The 16,167-nt window shown below is 64.9% G+C and carries 11 protein-coding genes, 1 tRNA gene and 1 pseudogene; 3 read left to right on the top strand and 10 right to left on the bottom strand.

Annotated features, from left to right (window positions below):
* The first annotated feature begins 13 nt into the window (after positions 1 to 13).
* The 3 genes from ACW7G2_RS00320 to ACW7G2_RS00310 all read left to right on the top strand — a co-directional run bounded on the left by ACW7G2_RS00320 (position 14) and on the right by ACW7G2_RS00310 (position 4,339).
* Positions 14 to 1,147, top strand: a complete 1,134-nt coding sequence (locus ACW7G2_RS00320) for a hypothetical protein (protein WP_456971576.1) — start codon at positions 14 to 16, stop codon at positions 1,145 to 1,147.
* 67 nt (positions 1,148 to 1,214) lie between these two features.
* Positions 1,215 to 3,131: a 1-deoxy-D-xylulose-5-phosphate synthase gene (gene dxs / locus ACW7G2_RS00315; RefSeq protein ID WP_456971574.1), complete on the top strand. Its 1,917-nt coding sequence runs from the start codon at positions 1,215 to 1,217 to the stop codon at positions 3,129 to 3,131.
* Positions 3,132 to 3,220: 89 nt separating this feature from the next.
* Positions 3,221 to 4,339, top strand: a complete 1,119-nt coding sequence (locus ACW7G2_RS00310) for a diguanylate cyclase (protein WP_456971572.1) — start codon at positions 3,221 to 3,223, stop codon at positions 4,337 to 4,339.
* A gap of 95 nt (positions 4,340 to 4,434) precedes the next feature.
* On the opposite strand, the gene ACW7G2_RS00305 is transcribed toward ACW7G2_RS00310, so the two are convergent.
* From ACW7G2_RS00305 to ACW7G2_RS00260, 10 genes and pseudogenes are all read right to left on the bottom strand, one after another.
* Positions 4,435 to 4,511, bottom strand: a tRNA-Pro gene (locus ACW7G2_RS00305).
* A gap of 23 nt (positions 4,512 to 4,534) precedes the next feature.
* Entirely contained in the window at positions 4,535 to 4,891 is a 357-nt protein-coding gene (locus ACW7G2_RS00300; RefSeq protein ID WP_456971570.1) for a MerR family transcriptional regulator, read from the bottom strand.
* Positions 4,891 to 5,189 (bottom strand): annotated as a pseudogene (locus tag ACW7G2_RS00295) (integration host factor subunit alpha); the annotation flags it as partial. The pseudogene ACW7G2_RS00295 and the gene ACW7G2_RS00300, both read right to left, overlap by 1 nt.
* 16 nt (positions 5,190 to 5,205) lie before the next feature.
* Entirely contained in the window at positions 5,206 to 7,581 is a 2,376-nt protein-coding gene (gene pheT / locus ACW7G2_RS00290) for a phenylalanine--tRNA ligase subunit beta (RefSeq protein ID WP_456971568.1), read from the bottom strand.
* A gap of 90 nt (positions 7,582 to 7,671) precedes the next feature.
* Positions 7,672 to 8,682 (bottom strand): phenylalanine--tRNA ligase subunit alpha, encoded by a 1,011-nt coding sequence (pheS, locus tag ACW7G2_RS00285; RefSeq protein WP_456971566.1) that lies wholly within the window; start codon positions 8,680 to 8,682, stop codon positions 7,672 to 7,674.
* 117 nt (positions 8,683 to 8,799) lie between these two features.
* Entirely contained in the window at positions 8,800 to 9,159 is a 360-nt protein-coding gene (gene rplT, locus ACW7G2_RS00280; RefSeq protein WP_456971564.1) for a 50S ribosomal protein L20, read from the bottom strand.
* A gap of 13 nt (positions 9,160 to 9,172) precedes the next feature.
* Entirely contained in the window at positions 9,173 to 9,370 is a 198-nt protein-coding gene (gene rpmI, locus ACW7G2_RS00275) for a 50S ribosomal protein L35 (RefSeq protein ID WP_456971562.1), read from the bottom strand.
* 254 nt (positions 9,371 to 9,624) lie between these two features.
* A complete protein-coding gene (gene infC / locus ACW7G2_RS00270) occupies positions 9,625 to 10,146 on the bottom strand; it encodes a translation initiation factor IF-3 (RefSeq protein ID WP_456972200.1) in 522 nt (173 codons plus the stop codon).
* Positions 10,147 to 10,225: 79 nt separating this feature from the next.
* The gene (thrS, locus tag ACW7G2_RS00265) at positions 10,226 to 12,133 is read right to left on the bottom strand and encodes a threonine--tRNA ligase (RefSeq protein WP_456971560.1); all 1,908 of its coding nucleotides are present in this window, start codon (positions 12,131 to 12,133) and stop codon (positions 10,226 to 10,228) included.
* Positions 12,134 to 12,419: 286 nt separating this feature from the next.
* Positions 12,420 to 16,160 (bottom strand): Mur ligase family protein, encoded by a 3,741-nt coding sequence (locus tag ACW7G2_RS00260; protein ID WP_456971558.1) that lies wholly within the window; start codon positions 16,158 to 16,160, stop codon positions 12,420 to 12,422.
* Positions 16,161 to 16,167 lie beyond the last annotated feature (7 nt).

The raw sequence follows: 16,167 nt of genomic DNA, 5'->3' as shown, positions 1-16,167 counted from the left end.
GTATCGCTGCAGCATGGCTTTGACTCTTGGTTTCACCAGCATGGACCAGGCCACGGAAACCGCGCTTGGCGCCGCGTTCTCCAAAGCCAGCGAAAGGTTCCCCGGGCGGTTCACGCTGACCGACAGCGACGCGGCCGACTACGTCATCATCGACATGGACAGCCTGTACGGCCCGATGGGGTGGCTGCGCCTGCATGCCGCCGGCAAGCATGTGATCGGACTGACCGCAGCTGCCCGGACCCAGGCCGACTTCCGCCTCGGCCGCCCGTTCGATACCGATGCCATGGCGCAGCTGCTGCAGGAGATCACCGACGCTGCCGGTCCTGCCGCAGATCCGCAAACGGAAGCCGAAGCAACCGTTGTCGAGGCAGTGGCAGAGGCCGAACCGGCCGCCCCAGCGGACCCCATTCCACTTGCCGTCCGGCTGGCGGTTCCCCCGGCCGCGGAAGAAACTGCTGCTGCAACTTCGACTCCAGCCGACGCTCCCGCTACGCGGGAACAGGCTCCCGATGTGCCCGACGTTGCGCCTGAACCCGAGCCGGAACCGCAGCCCGAACCCGAACCCGCCCCACCGCCGCGTGACCCGGTGTTCGCCGACTGGATGGCCCCCCACGCACTGCAGGGCCGCCTGCGCTTCAGCCGGGATAACGGCCCCGAACTGTGGATTGATGCCGATGCCCGCCAGTATCACGGACCCCAGCTGCTCAAGCCGCTGACCAGCTATTTCGAAGGCTCCGTCGGTCGCGCGGACTTCAGCCCCGTCGATGAAGCCACCTGGAACTCAGGCAGCGCCGCTGCCGGTCCCGCCCAGCCCCTGCAGCGCCTGCAGTGGCTCGGGGGCCTGCTGGCAGGCCAGGGCACGCTTTTGCCCGGGCATGACCCGGACGGCCGCTACCGGCTCACCAAGTGGCAGCAGACCGAACGCGAGTTCGCCCGCCACTTCCGCATCGCCACCGCCATGATGAAAGGCCCGGTCACGTTGGCCGAGATCGCCGAGGCCAGCGGCGCAGAAACGGACGAAGTGGCGGATTTCCTCAACGCCAACCTTGCAACGGGCTTTGCCGAATTCGTACCCGAACCGGAGCCCGAAGCCGAGGCGCCACCGCGCCCCACCGGCTTTTTCCGGCGCCTGCGCAGCAGATCCTGAACGCACTGCACCCCACGCCCCTGGGCGTCGCCTTGCCCCCCGCGACCCGGGGGGCGAAAATGCCTGCATGATCGACATCAAACGCTATCCGCGGCTTGCGCGGATTGATTCACCGGCCGACCTGCGCGGCTTCGACGAAGCCGAGCTCCCGCAGATCGCCGACGAACTGCGTGCCTACCTGATCGAATCGGTTGGAAAATCCGGCGGCCACTTCGGCGCCGGCCTGGGCGTGGTTGAACTGACCACCGCCCTGCACTGGCTTTACAACACGCCCGACGACCGCATCGTCTGGGACGTGGGCCACCAGTGCTATCCGCACAAGATCCTCACCGGCCGCCGCGACGCCATCCATACCGTCAAGCAGAAGGACGGCGTGGCGCCTTTCCCCAAGCGTGAGGAAAGCGAATTCGACACCTTCGGCGTCGGTCATTCCAGCACCTCGATTTCCGCCGCCCTGGGAATGGCGATTGCCAACGCCCAGGCCGGCAACGAGCGCAAGGTGATCGCCGTGATCGGCGACGGCGCGATGACCGCGGGCATGGCCTACGAGGCGCTCAACCACGCCGGCGGCATGGATACCGAGCCCGATGTTCTGGTGATCCTCAACGACAACCGCATGTCCATCTCCGAGGCGGTTGGCGGCCTGACCCGCATGCTCGGGCGCATGAGCGGCAGCAGCACCCTCAACGCCCTGCGCGAAGGTGGCAAGAAGCTGCTGGGCGACAAGAACAGCCCGTCCGCGCGCTTCGTCAAGCGCTGGGAAGGCCAGTGGAAAGGCATGTTCGTGCCGTCCACCCTGTTCGAGGAAATGGGCTTCCACTACACCGGCCCGATCGACGGCCACGATACGAAGGCGCTGGTAGGCGCGCTGCGCACGCTCAAGGGCCTGAAGGGTCCCCAGCTGCTGCACGTGATCACCACCAAGGGCAAGGGATTCGAACTGGCCGAGGACGACCAGATCGGCTACCACGCCGTCTCGCCGTTCGACCCGGCCAAGGGCGTGGTCTCCAAGCCTGGCGCAAAGAAACCCACCTACACCGATGTCTTTGGCGCGTGGCTGTGCGACATGGCCGCCGCCGACGACAGGCTGATGGCCATCACTCCGGCGATGCGCGAGGGCTCCGGTCTGGTCCGCTTCAGCAAGGAATACCCGGAGCGCTATTTCGACGTGGCGATCGCCGAACAGCACGCGGTCACCCTGGCCGCCGGCATGGCCACCGAGGGCGCCAAGCCGGTGGTGGCGATCTACTCCACCTTCCTGCAGCGCGGCTACGACCAGCTGGTACACGACGTGGCCATCCAGAACCTGGACGTGACTTTCGCCATTGATCGCGGCGGCGTGGTTGGCCCGGATGGTGCCACCCACGCCGGCAACCTGGACCTCAGCTTCCTGCGCTGCGTGCCCAACATGGTGCTCATGGCCCCGGCAGACGAAGACGAGTGCCGGAAGTTGCTGACCACCGGCTTCAGGCATCCAGGACCGGCCGCGGTGCGCTATCCCCGCGGCACCGGCCCCGGCGTCGAGATCCAGGGCAGCCTGGAAACCTTGCCGATCGGCAGGGCCCAGCTGCGCCACCAGGGCAGCCGCTTGGCCCTGCTCGCCTTCGGCGCCATCGTGCCGGCAGCAGAGCGCGTGGGCGCGGAACTTGGCCTGACCGTGGTCAACATGCGCTTCATCAAGCCGCTCGATCGCGACCTGCTTGTGGAACTGGCCAGGACGCACGAAGGTTTCGTCACCCTGGAAGACAATGTGGTGATGGGCGGCGCCGGCTCTGCCGTGGGCGAGCTGCTGCATGCCGAGGGCATCACCCTGCCCATGCTGCAGCTCGGTCTGCCCGACGCGTTCCAGCACCACGCCAGCCGCGAAGACCTGCTGGCGGAGGCCGGACTGGACGAAGCCGGCATCCGCGCCGCCGTGCTTGCCCGCTGGCCCGACCTGCAGCACCCCGGATCGCAGGCGCGCGCCGCCGTCGGCGGAGCCTGACGACCCCGCCGGAGCCGGATTAACGTTTCCGCCGCTGCGCAGGTTTATCATCTCCGGTTGTCCATCACCGCGCAGCCAGGGGGAAATGCGTGCGGACGCCACAGCGCTCCAAGGACAGGATCTCCACGCAGGCGCCACCGGGTGCGGAGCGGATGCAGCATGCGTTCGCCCGGCTTCCCTGGCGGACCTACCGCTATCGGATCCTTGGCATGGGCCTGGGCAGCGTGGGCATCGGTGCGGTGCTGCTGGAAAACGACGCGCCGCTGCCCCTGTGGCTGCTGTGGTTTTTCACCGGTATCCTCTGGCCGCACCTCGCCTTCCTGCTGGCCACCCGCAGCGCCGTTCCCTATCGCGTCGAGATACGCAACCTGCTGCTGGATTCGGCCCAGGTAGGCATATGGGTCCCTCTGCTGCAGTTCAACCTGCTGCCCAGCGTATTACTGCTGACCCTGGTCACGGTAGACAAGATCAACACCGGCATCCCGCGACTGTGGTTGTGGTCACTGCCGGCAATGCTGGGCGGACTGCTGGTCACCGGGCTGCTCACCGGTTTTGCCATCCAGCCGACCACCAGCATGTCCGTGATTGTGGCCAGTCTTCCCATGCTGATGATCCACACCATCGCAGTCAGCCTGGGAAGCAACCGCCTGGTCCACCGGATCCAGGACAAGAACCGCCAGCTGGACCAGCTCAGCCGTGTCGACATGCTCACTGGATTACACAACCGCCGCCACTGGCAGGACCTGGCCAGTCACGCGTTGCGACGGCACCAGCAAGCAGGCACGCCGGCAGTCCTGCTCGTGCTCGACCTGGACAATTTCAAGAGCTACAACGACCGCTACGGACACGGGTTCGGCGATGAAGTGTTGTGTTCGGTCGCCGAGGCGATCCGCATGCACACCGTGGCGATCGGCGAAGCCGGCCGCTACGGCGGCGACGAATTCACCGTGCTGCTGCCCGACATGGACCAGGACGCGGCCGGCCGTATCGCGGAGCTGATCCGCGCGCAGGTAGAGTCCATCTCCCTGCCGGCGGCGCCGGACGCACGGATAAGCATCAGCGTGGGCCTCGGCCGTGCAGCCATCGACTGTGCCAGTCTGGAGCAGTGGATCGAACGTGCCGACGCGGCCCTGTACCGGGCCAAGCGCGCCGGGCGCAACCGCGTTGCCGTGCAGCGGGACGCAATGGCCACAGGCACCGATCGCTAGAGCAACGTCGAAAGGTGCCCACTGCTCTGCACCGGGTTGCAAAGAAAAAGCGGCTCCGAGGAGTCCTCGTAAGCCGCTGTTTTCAAACTGGATATTGGTCGGGGTGGCCGGATTCGAACCGACGACCACTTGTCCCCCAGACAAGTGCGCTACCAGGCTGCGCTACACCCCGTTGATCGAAACATTATACCCGGATCAGCGCCGCAGAGTCTGCAGAACTTCTTCCAGTTCGGCCCGCACCTGGCGCAGGATCTGACCGCTCATCGAGGATTCCTGGCGGGCATCATCACCCTCCAGGCGCTGGCGGGCACCGCCGATGGTGTAGCCCTGTTCGTACAGCAGCCCGCGGATCTGCCGCACCATCAGCACATCATGACGCTGGTAGTAACGACGGTTGCCGCGGCGCTTCACCGGGTTCAGGCCCGGGAATTCGGTCTCCCAGTAGCGCAGCACGTGCGGCTTCACATCGCACAGCTCGCTGACTTCACCGATGGTGAAATAGCGCTTGGCGGGAATAGGCGGCAGCTCCCGGTTGCTTCCTGGATCAAGCATTGTCCTCTCCCGGCGTATACGCCTCGACCCGCTCCTTGAGCTTCTGCCCCGGACGGAAGGTGACCACCGTACGCGCGGAAATCGGAATTTCCTCGCCCGTCTTCGGGTTGCGGCCCGGACGCTCATTCTTGCGCCGCAGGTCGAAGTTGCCGAAGCCCGACAGCTTGACTTGGCGCCCCTGTTGCAGCGCTTCGCGCAGCACTTCGAAAAACGCGTCGACGAATTCCTTCGCCTCGCGCTTGTTCAGGCCGACTTCCTCGTACAGCCGTTCGGCCATTTGTGCCTTGGTCAGTGCCATGCCGCTTACCGGATCCTCAACTGCGAATGTGCGCGCCGTGTTCCTGCTGCAGTGCACGGGTCACACCCTGCACCACCTCTTCCACGTCACGCTCAGTCAGGGTGCGCGATTTTTCCTGAAGGATCAAGCCCATAGCAAGGCTCTTGAACCCGATTTCTACGCCCTTGCCCTGATAGACGTCAAACAGCCCAAGCCCGACCAGCAGCGGCCCTGCGACGGCGCGGATGGAAGCCTCCAGCGCAGCCCAGGTGACTTGCTCCGGAACCACGAAGGCCAGGTCGCGGCGGACCGAGGGGAAGCGTCCCAGCGACTGCACCTGTGGCAGCTCGCGGCGACGCAGCGCTTCCAGGTCCACCTCAAAGCTGATCACCGCATGGTCCAGGTCCAGCGCGCGCAGCAGGCGTGGATGCAGCTCGCCGATCCAGCCGATGCACTCGCCATCCCGGTAGACATCGGCCGAGCGGCCCGGGTGCCCGTGCGCTGCCTGCGAAGGACGGTATTCCAGCCGCGCACCTACGCACGCCGCCAGGCTGTCCAGATCGCCCTTCAGGTCGTGGAAGTCGACCGCGCGCGAATCTCCGCTCCACTGTTCAACCCGCGCATCGCCAATTGCCGCCGCGGCGATTCGTGGTGTTTCACCGGGCGCGCTGCCCGGACTGGAGGCGGCAAAGGCCCTGCCGATCTCGAACAGCCGGACCCGCGACTGCTGGCGGGCAGCGTTGCGGGCAAGCGCATCCACCAGGCCGGGCAGCAGCGCGGTGCGCATCACCCCCAGTTCCGCGCTGAGGGGGTTGGCCAAGGGCACGGCGCCTTCCTGCAGCTGCCAGCTGGCCAGCAGGTCCGCCTCCACGAAGGCGAAGTTCACGGCTTCAAGCCAATCACGCCCCACCATGTGGCGGCGCAGATCCGCCTCCGTCACGCACCCTTCGGAATCCGCAACCACCCGGGTCGCGCCGCTGGGCAGCGTGGTGGGCACGTTGTCATAGCCGTGGATGCGGGCAACTTCTTCGATCAGGTCTTCCTCGATCGCCAGGTCGAAGCGGCGGCTCGGGGGCGTGGCCAGCCAGCCTTCGCCGGTCTCTTCCACACTCATGCCAAGCGCGCGCAGGATGCGGCCCACTTCGGCATCTTCGACCTGTACGCCCAGCACTCGGGCCAGGCGCTCGCGCCGGAGCGGGATCGCCGGCGGCTTCGGCAGGTACTCGGGCAGCACTGCTTCGGTGACCGGCCCTGGAACCCCACCGGCCACCTCAAGGATCAGGCGTGTGGCGGCCTCCATCGCCGCACGAGGGAGCTCCGGATCCACCCCACGCTCGAACCGGTGTGCCGCATCGGTATGCAGACCCAGCCGACGGCTGCGCCCGGCAATCGCGGCAGGTGCAAAGTGGGCGGACTCGAGGAATACGTTGCGGGTGGTGTCGGTCACCCGGGTGTCCTGACCACCCATGAGTCCGGCCAGCGCCACGACGCGGTCGGCGTCGGTTACCGCCAGGAATTCGGGGTCCAGATCCACTTCACGCCCGTCCAGCAGCACCAGCTTCTCGCCGGCGCGAGCGCGGCGCACGCCCACCGGGCCCGTCAGCAGGTCGCGATCGAAGGCATGCATGGGCTGGCCCAGTTCCAGCATCACGTACTGGGTCACGTCGACCAGGAAGCTGACCGGGCGGATGCCACCGCGGCGCAGGCGCTCGGCCATCCACACCGGGGTGGCGACGCTGGCGTCCACGCCTTCGATCACCCGGCCCAGATAGCGCGGCGCATCGGCGCCGGCATGCAGTTCCACCTCAAGCGCCGACCCGCTGGCGGCGGGCACCGGCTCGGGATCAAACCCGGACACCGCGGCCCCGAACGCAGCGGCCACGTCAAAAGCCAAGCCGCGCAGGCCCAGGCAGTCGGCGCGGTTGGGGGTCAGGCCCAGCTCGATCACGTTGTCGGGCAGACCCAGATAATCGGCCAGCGGCGTGCCCACCGTCGCGTCTTCGGGCAGTTCCATCAAACCGGAAGCATCGGCATCCACGCCGAGCTCCTTGGCCGAGCACAGCATGCCGTTGGATTCGACGCCGCGCAGCTTGGCGCTTCTAATGGTGATCTCGCCCAGCTGGGCGCCCACCATGGCCAGCGGAGCCAGCAGGCCGGGACGGGCGTTGGGGGCGCCGCACACGATCTGCAGCGGTTCGCCCTGCCCGGCATCCACCTGGCACACCTGCAGGCGATCGGCCTGGGGATGCTTTTCACAGGACAGGATGCGGGCAACCACCAGCCCATCCAGCTCCTCGCCCAGCCGCTCCACTGCCTCGACCTCAAGGCCGATGGCGGTCAGCCGCTGCTCCAGCGCGGCGCTGTCGGCATCCAGGGAGACGTGTTGGCGCAGCCAGTTTTCCGAAAACTTCATCGTTCGTAATCCGTCGGGCGGGGCCTGCCCCGCCAATCCAGTTGATCCGATGCGCGCCCGGCGGGCGCCACCCGGTGGGCCATTGCGGTACTAGGCGAACTGCCTGAGGAATCGCACATCGTTCTCAAAGAACGCGCGCAGGTCGGTCACCCCGTAACGCAGCATCGCCAGCCGCTCCACGCCCATGCCGAAGGCAAAGCCGGTGTACTTCTCCGGATCGATGCCCACGTTGCGCAGCACGTTTGGATGCACCATCCCGCAGCCCAGCACCTCCAGCCAGCGGGTGGAACCATCAGGCTGCTGCCAAGCGATATCCACCTCTGCCGAAGGCTCGGTGAAAGGAAAGTAGCTGGGACGGAAACGCATCTCGAAATCGCGCTCGAAGAACGCCCGCACGAACTCGGCCAGGGTGCCCTTGAGGTCGGCGAAGTTGGCGCGCTCGTCCACCAGCAGGCCCTCGCACTGGTGGAACATCGGCGAGTGGGTCTGGTCGGAGTCGGAGCGGTACACCTTGCCCAGCGCGATCATGCGCAGCGGCGGCTTGTGTTCGCCCATGTAGCGCACCTGCACGCCCGAGGTATGGGTGCGCAGCACACGGCGCTCGCCGCTGCCGTCATCGGCGGTGTAGAAAGTGTCGTGCATCGCCCGCGCCGGATGGTGGGGCGGGAAGTTGAGCGCTTCGAAGTTGTGCCAGTCGTCCTCGATTTCAGGACCTTCTGCACGTTCGTAACCGAGCCGACCGAAGATGTCGGCGATGCGTTCGATGGTGCGGCTGATCGGGTGCACGCCACCACGTTCGGCGTCGCGCCCCGGCAGGGTCACATCGATCGCCTCGGTGGCCAGACGCGCGTCCAGCGCGGCGTCCTCGAGCACCTGGCGGCGTTCGGCCAGCGCCATGCCCAAGGCGTCACGGACCTTGTTGATCCCGGCGCCAGCGGCCTTGCGCTCACCAGCGGGCAGCGCGCCCAGCCCTTTCAGCAGCGCGGTCACGCTGCCCTGCTTGCCCAGCAACGCCACCCGCAGCGCTTCGAGCGCCTCGGGGGTCGACGCGGCGGCAATCTCCGCCAGCGCCTGCCGGTTGATCTGTTCGATATCAGCCATGGGCCCCATTACCCCCAACGCAAAAAACAATGGGGAAGGACTTGCGCCCTTCCCCATGCGTGTACATCGATGTCCGGTCGCGCCCGCCGTTCAAGGCGTGCGCGGCACGGGACACACTTACGCTGCGAGCGCGCCCTTCGCCTTCTCTGCCAGCGCGGCAAAACCGGACGCATCGTGCACGGCGATGTCCGCCAGCACCTTGCGGTCCAGGGTGATGCCAGCCTTGCCCAGGCCGTTCATGAAACGGCTGTAGCTCAGACCGTTGATGCGGGCCGCGGCGTTGATACGGACGATCCACAGCGAGCGGAAATTACGCTTCTTGTGCTTGCGGTGGATATAGGCGTACTGCTGGGCCTTGATCACAGCCTGGTTGGCAACGCGGAATACCTTGCGGCGTGCGTTGTAGTAACCCTTGGCCTGACTCAGGACCTTCTTGTGACGACGGCGGGCCTGAACACCGCGTTTGACTCGTGCCATTGTTCAGTCCTCCTCAGAGATACGGCAACATGCGGTCGAGACGACCACTGTCGGCTGCCGAGATGTGGTTCGTCCGGCGGAGGTTGCGCTTCCGCTTCGTCGTCATCTTGGTGAGGATGTGGCTGCGGTTGGCGTGGCCAGCCTTGTACTTGCCGGAAGCGGTCTTCCGGAAGCGTTTGGCCGCGCCCCGATGGGTCTTGATCTTGGGCATTTGGATGTCCTTTGGTCTCTTTCTGGCTGGGAGGCGGACGCTGCCGCACTTGGATGCCCCAGACCGGTTACAAGCCCCTGCTCCACAGGTGGAGCGATCCACAGCTGGAAACAGAGGCGGCTCACAGGATCGTGATCGCTCCGGCGAACCGGAGCCGACCATTATGCCGCGTCGCCGCGTGCCATGCAATCCGGATCCCGCAGGCCGACCCGGCGATGCCGGAACCCGCGGGCCGTCGGGGGCACAGCCCCGACCTACTTCTTTTTCGGAGCGATCATCATGACCATCTGGCGCCCTTCCATGCGCGGGCGCGACTCGATCACGATGTCTTCGCCAAGGTCGGCTTCGATCCGCTGCAGCATGCCGCGGCCGAGTTCCTGATGGCTCATTTCGCGGCCACGGAAACGGATGTTCACCTTGACCTTGTCGCCTTCTTCCAGGAAGCCGCGCATCTTGCGCATCTTGATCGCGTAGTCACCGGAATCGGTGACCGGGCGGAACTTGACTTCCTTGATCTCGACCTGCTTCTGCTTCTTTTTGGCCAGGTTGGCCTTTTTCTGCAGGTCGAACCGGAATTTGCCGTAATCCATGATCCGGCATACCGGGGGATCGGCGTTGGGCTGGATCTCAACCAGATCGAGTCCTTCTTCCTGCGCCTGGCCAAGGGCCTCGTCGCGCGAAAGTACGCCAATCATCTCGCCATCGGATCCAATTACGCGTACGCGGGGTACGCGGATGTCCTGATTTCTGCGATTCTGCTTGTCCGGGGTGCTGATATTGCAATCTCCAAGATCGATAAAGCCGGCCGCTCGTCAGCGTCCGGGACTGCCGGCGCGCGAAGCGCCGGTACACACATTATGCCTGCGCGAGCCCGTCACGGAGAAGTGAGGCAACGCCGGATATCGGCATGCTCCCAAGATCCTCCCCCGCCCTCGTGCGTACAGCAACCGCGCCATTTTCCTTTTCGCGGTCCCCCACCACGAGCAGGTACGGCACCCGCTGCAGTGTGTGCTCCCTGATCTTATAGCCGATTTTCTCGTTGCGCAAATCGGATTCGACCCGGAAGCCTTGATTCACAAGGGTTTTGCGCACCTCTTCCACGTGGTCGGCCTGGGCGTCGGTGATGTTCATCACCACCGCCTGCACCGGCGCCAGCCAGGCCGGATACGCACCGGCATGGTGTTCGATCAGGATGCCGATGAAGCGCTCCATCGAGCCAACGATGGCCCGATGCAGCATGACCGGCGTCTGCCGCTGGCTGTGCTCGTCTACGTACTCGGCGTCCAAGCGGCCCGGCATCATGAAATCGACCTGCACGGTGCCCAGCTGCCAGGTGCGGCCGATGGCGTCGCGCAGGTGGTACTCAACCTTGGGGCCGTAGAAAGCGCCCTCGCCGGGCAGTTCTTCCCACTCCACTCCGGCCGCGCCCAGGGCAGATCGCAGCGCCGCTTCCGCCTTGTCCCACTCGGCGTCATTGCCAAGGCGGGCCTCCGGGCGCAGCGCCAGCTTGACCTGCACCTCCTCAAATCCGAAGTCCGAGTACACCTTCATCGCCTGGGCGTGGAAGGCGGTGACCTCGGACTCGATCTGCTCCTCGGTGCAGAAGATATGGCCGTCGTCCTGGGTGAAGCCGCGCACGCGCAGGATCCCGTGCAGCGCTCCGGACGGCTCGTTGCGATGGCAGCTGCCGAACTCGCCGTAGCGGATCGGCAGGTCGCGGTAGCTGTGCAGGCCCTGGTTGAAAATCTGCACGTGGCCCGGGCAGTTCATGGGCTTGACCGCGTAGGTGCGCTTCTCCGATTCGGTGAAGAACATGTTCTCCTGGTAGTTGTCCCAGTGGCCGGATTTCTTCCACAGCGACACGTCCAGGATTTGCGGGCAGCGCACTTCGCCATAGCCGCTGTCGCGATAGACCTGGCGCATGTACTGCTCCACCGCCTGCCACAGCGCCCAGCCCTTCGGATGCCAGAACACCAGCCCGGGGGCCTCTTCCTGCAGGTGGAACAGCTCCTGCTGCTTGCCGATGCGGCGGTGGTCGCGCTTCTCGGCCTCCTCGATCCGCTGTACGTAGGCGTTGAGCTGCTTCTTGTCGGCCCACGCGGTGCCGTAGATGCGCTGCAGCTGCTCGTTCTTGGCATCGCCGCGCCAGTAGGCGCCGGAAATGCGCAGCAGCTTGAACACCTTGAGGAAGCGGGTGTTGGGCACGTGCGGGCCGCGGCACATGTCCACGTATTCCTGATGGTGGTACAGGCCCATCTGGGTGACTTCCGGGCCCATGTCCTCGATCAGGCGCAGCTTGTAATCCTCGCCCCGCTGGCTGAAGACCTCGATCGCTTCCTCGCGCGGGGTCATGCGCTTGATCACGTCGTAATTGGTATCGATCAGCTCGCGCATGCGCTGCTCGATCGCAGCCATGTCCTCGGGCGTGAACGGGCGCTCGTACCAGATATCGTAGTAGAAGCCATCGTCGATCACCGGCCCGATCACCATCTTGGCGTCCGGGTACAGCTGCTTGACCGCGTGCCCCACCAGGTGGGCGCTGGAGTGGCGGATGATTTCCACGCCCTCCTGGTCCTTCGGCGTGATGATCTGCAGCTGCGCGTCCTGGCTGATCAGGTCGCTGGCATCCACCAGCCGGCCATCAACCTTGCCGGCCACGGTGGCTTTGGCCAGGCCCGGACCGATGGATTCGGCCACCTGCATGACGCTGACAGGACCGTCGAACTCGCGCTTGCTGCCGTCTGGGAGGGTAATCGTGATCATGGGGAAAGCCTTCGGTGAATCAGTACCTGTAGGAGCGCGCCATGCGCGCGAAGCCGCGTGAAACCCGGCAGCATAAAAAAAGCGCCGCAAGGGCGCCGTTGGCGGATGGGCCCCGCGGTTCAATCAACACTGGTCGCTGGTAGTTGCCATGTCGCACACTCGGCCGGCGCTTCCGCGGGCCACCTTTCCAGTCTGGAAGAGTCAATTCAGCATGGTAGCGTAAGCCGCGATATAGCCGCCAGCGGGACGATCCTGCCGGCCATTTCCCACGATCACCGCTTGGAGCTCACCTCTCCATTGGGGTGACCGAAGGCGCGTGCAACTGCTGCAGATACCGCACCAGCTCAGAAAGCCGGGTCCCGGCCGAGCTTTTTACCAGGACGAGATCTCCCGGCTCCAAGAACTCCAGCAGCCGGACTTGAAGCGCTTCCACATCCGGGAACCAGTGGGAGGGGGCTTCACCCGCCATTGCCTCCTGCAAGTGGCTCATGTATTCACCGCAAAGCAACAGCAGATCCGGCTGGGCCGCACCTACCTCGGATGCCAAGGCGGCGTGCAGTTCTTCCGCCCTGGGCTCCAGCTCACGCATGTCACCAAGCACCAGCACCCTGCGCCCTTCCGGCAGCGGGGGCTCCGTATCACGTATCAGACGCAGCGCAGCGGCCATTGAAATGGGGTTTGCATTGTAGGCATCGTCGATGATCCGAAGAGGCTTGCCTTCTACTTCCAAATTGAGGATTTCACCCCTGCCAGGCAAAGCTGCGGCATGCGCCAGTCGGGATAGTGCTTTCTCCAAAGGGAGGCCCATTCCGGCAACTGCCGCCAGGCAGGCCAGGCTGTTTATCGCCATGTGCTCACCGGCCACACCCAGTACGTAGCGCACTTCCTGTCCTAGAATTCGGGCGTGAACCTCACCAGTAGCCGGACTGTGGTCCAAAAAACGCGCCTGGGCACCCGCGCTGCGACCAAAGCTGATCGTCCTGAGCCCGAAGCGCGCGGCCTGGGAGGCGAATATGCGCCACTGGGGCAAATCCCGGTTAAGCACTGCCAAGCTGCCCGGCAGCATGCCACTGAAGATCCTCGCTTTCCGTCGGGCAATCTCATCGACGTTGCCGTGATACCGCAGGTGTGCCTCGCCAACGTTGATGACCAAGGCGACGTCAGGCTGTGTCATCCGGGCACTTTCGCCCATCCGACCAATAGCGAGCTCCAGCACCGTAAAGGGCGCCCTCCAATCCATCGAGGCAAGGTTCCAGGCCACTCCCGGCGGCAGGTTGGCATTGTGTTGCGTCCGGTTGGTGGGACCATAGCCTTCAAGCACATCGGCAAGCATCCCCACCGTGGTTGTCTTTCCCGAACTGCCGGTCACCGCGAGCACTTTCCCGCTCATCTGCGAGCGCGCATAGGCCCCCAGACGCAGCACCGCCTGCTTGCGATTTTCCACCCGCAGCACGGGGAGCCTTTCGGCTACCTCGGCTTGCCGATCGTCTTCCATGATGACGCCTCCGGGAGGGTCCCGGAGGGTTGCCAGCACTGCGGGTTTCAGGCCAAGAGGCTGCTCGTCAAAACGCGAAACAACCAGCTGCCCGGGTGCCATCGAGGGCGCCCAGATACAGAGGCCGGTGGCTATCCAGTCCGGGGCCAGGGGCGCCCGCAACCAGGTTCCGCCGGTAGCAATCCGCACGGCCTCTTTCGTCCAGCCATGGGGTCTTCGGTCGTTTGCCCTCGCCAGCGTTCCCAAGTGGTCGACAACGGCCGTGGGGGGAACGTCTCCGGCCAGATATTCGATATGCCAGGATTCGCTTGGCACGGTCCAGCGCCATCCAAAACGGGGGGCATTGGCCTTGAGCCAGTCCATCCGTGCTGGATTCCCGGACCCGTGAATATCAACCGCGAGGCCCAGGCCATGTCGCGAGCTCCCAGGCACCATGACCGACGCGCGCCCGGGCTTCAGCCACCAGTGTTTTTCCTGCCAGGCAACAGGCTCCGCCCCCGCGACCGGCTGGTCCTGATAGTGCGCAAGGAAAACCCGCTCCTGTATCGCCAGAGGTCGATAGGTATCGTGGTAACAGGTTGGCTCAAGCAATACCCCGTCCGCCAACGCGGCAGCGCGCATGGCCGCCCACGCCTGTGCCGCCCGCCAATGCAACCATCCCCCGATGATCGGCTGCAGAAGAAGATCGTCGAGCTCACCGTTTTTTTGGCCTTGCAGGTCCGCAGGGAAGTGGGATTCTTCGTCACACGGCGCTCTCGTCGCTACAGGTCGAGAGACGTTGCCGACTGGGGATGTCAGCCACTTCCAATAAGCTACATACCCTGACAGATAATGCTCCACATCATCGATGCGCACCCTGAAGCCGTGGTGCCGGATGAAAAAGCCGTCGAGGATACGTTCCGGGTTACGGAAGAACATGGCCACTTCAGGCCAGAAGAATCCTGAGAGCAGGTAGCGCGCGCGCCACTCCAGTGCGTCCTGGAACTTGTCCAGGTCAAACCCGTCCAGCAGATGCGCATGTTCCGGGTCGGACTTGATCCTGTCGATCATCTTCCGCGCCGCCATCATCAATTCCAGCAGCGTCGGGAAGGTGGTGATGCGGGTGCGCACGAAATCCAGGTGATCGCGCACGTTGTCCAGACCGAACTGGTAGTAGCGCGGGTCCGAGCGGTACAGGGTCAACTCGTTGACGCAATACGACAGCCAGTGATCGTGCGCGCGCCAGTGCTCGGCGGCGATGAAGTGTTCGAACGCTTTTTCAACGGCAGACAGCCAGCGCGCATCACGCGTCAGGCCGTACAGACGCATCAGTCCAAACGCGGCCTCGCCGTCGTAGTAGATGATGCGATGCTCATTCTTGACCTGCAGGCTTGGCCAGTGGAGGACATGGACGAAGCTTCCGCTTGAAGCGTCCTGCATGTGCAGGACCCCCAATGCGAGCTTCTCCAGCAACGGAAGGTAGCGGCGGTCACCGGTCAGCTCGGTGTATTTGCTCAGGGCCAGCAGACACACGCCGTTGCCACCGAGCTTGACCTCATTGCCTGTATCAACGAGGAAAGCCGCCCGGGTTCCATCCAGCAGATCGGCCTCACGGATCAGGTCTTTGCACAGATGATCCAAGGCGCGACAGGCGGCGGCTTCGTGGCCGGGATCTCCGGTCAGCTCCCATCCCTCAAGCAACGCGTAGGTGGAACTGGCATGGCGCAGCGCGTTGTAGGTGGGGATGGCACGGTCAAAACAGGGGAAACAGCCATACTCGTAGCGCCCCTCCGCTTTGACTTGTCGCGCAAGGTAACCGGTGCTCCGGCGTATTACATCCAGATCAACCTCCGGCCCCCAATCCTTGATCCTGCGATAGCCGCGATTGCGGCCGGCGTGCTCGATCTCCTCAACCCCCTCGCCGTCGGTGAAGACTGCACGGGTGTCGAACAGCCACATCGGCTGTGACGGATCATCCGGCCAGGCCAGATCGCGTTGAAAGCGGCGGCGGGCATACACGCGCAGATTGTTGCTGTTGGGTGTCGCTACCGGCTGTTTGCTGTCATACAGCAGCGCGGCGCCGGCACATTCCTGGGCCAGGAGGGCCGTTTCCAGATCCGCATCGAACGCGATGCATCGCCGCCAGTAATTGCGTTTGGTCGCAGCAAGCTGCTTGCAGATATCTCCCCAGGTGGTGACCTGGACTGAGCAAGCGGCCTCCACCCGCAGCCAGCGTGGTTTGAGACCCCGGCGGTGCCAGCGCGCATGCAGCTCAGCGGCGCCGCTTTCCCAGGCTTCCGCGAAATTGCCGCCGCGGGCGGTAAACACGATGGCGCGTTCGGCTCCGCTGCTGCTGGCGAAAAACAGAACGCACGCATCGGGTCCAGCCAATCCGTCGGCCACGGACTTCTGCCAGATCCGCTCCATCACCTGCTTTGCCCGACCGAGCAGCGGCGCGAGCTCTGGCAAAGAAGCTGCTGCGGAGTCACTTGGCACCGGGAGGTGGTGACCCGCCGTGTCGCCTTCGGGATCGGGATCGGGATCGGTGGTCATGCTGGCA

This window comes from Luteimonas sp. A277, from assembly GCF_054052045.1.
This window is presented reverse-complemented; position numbering and strand designations above follow the sequence as displayed.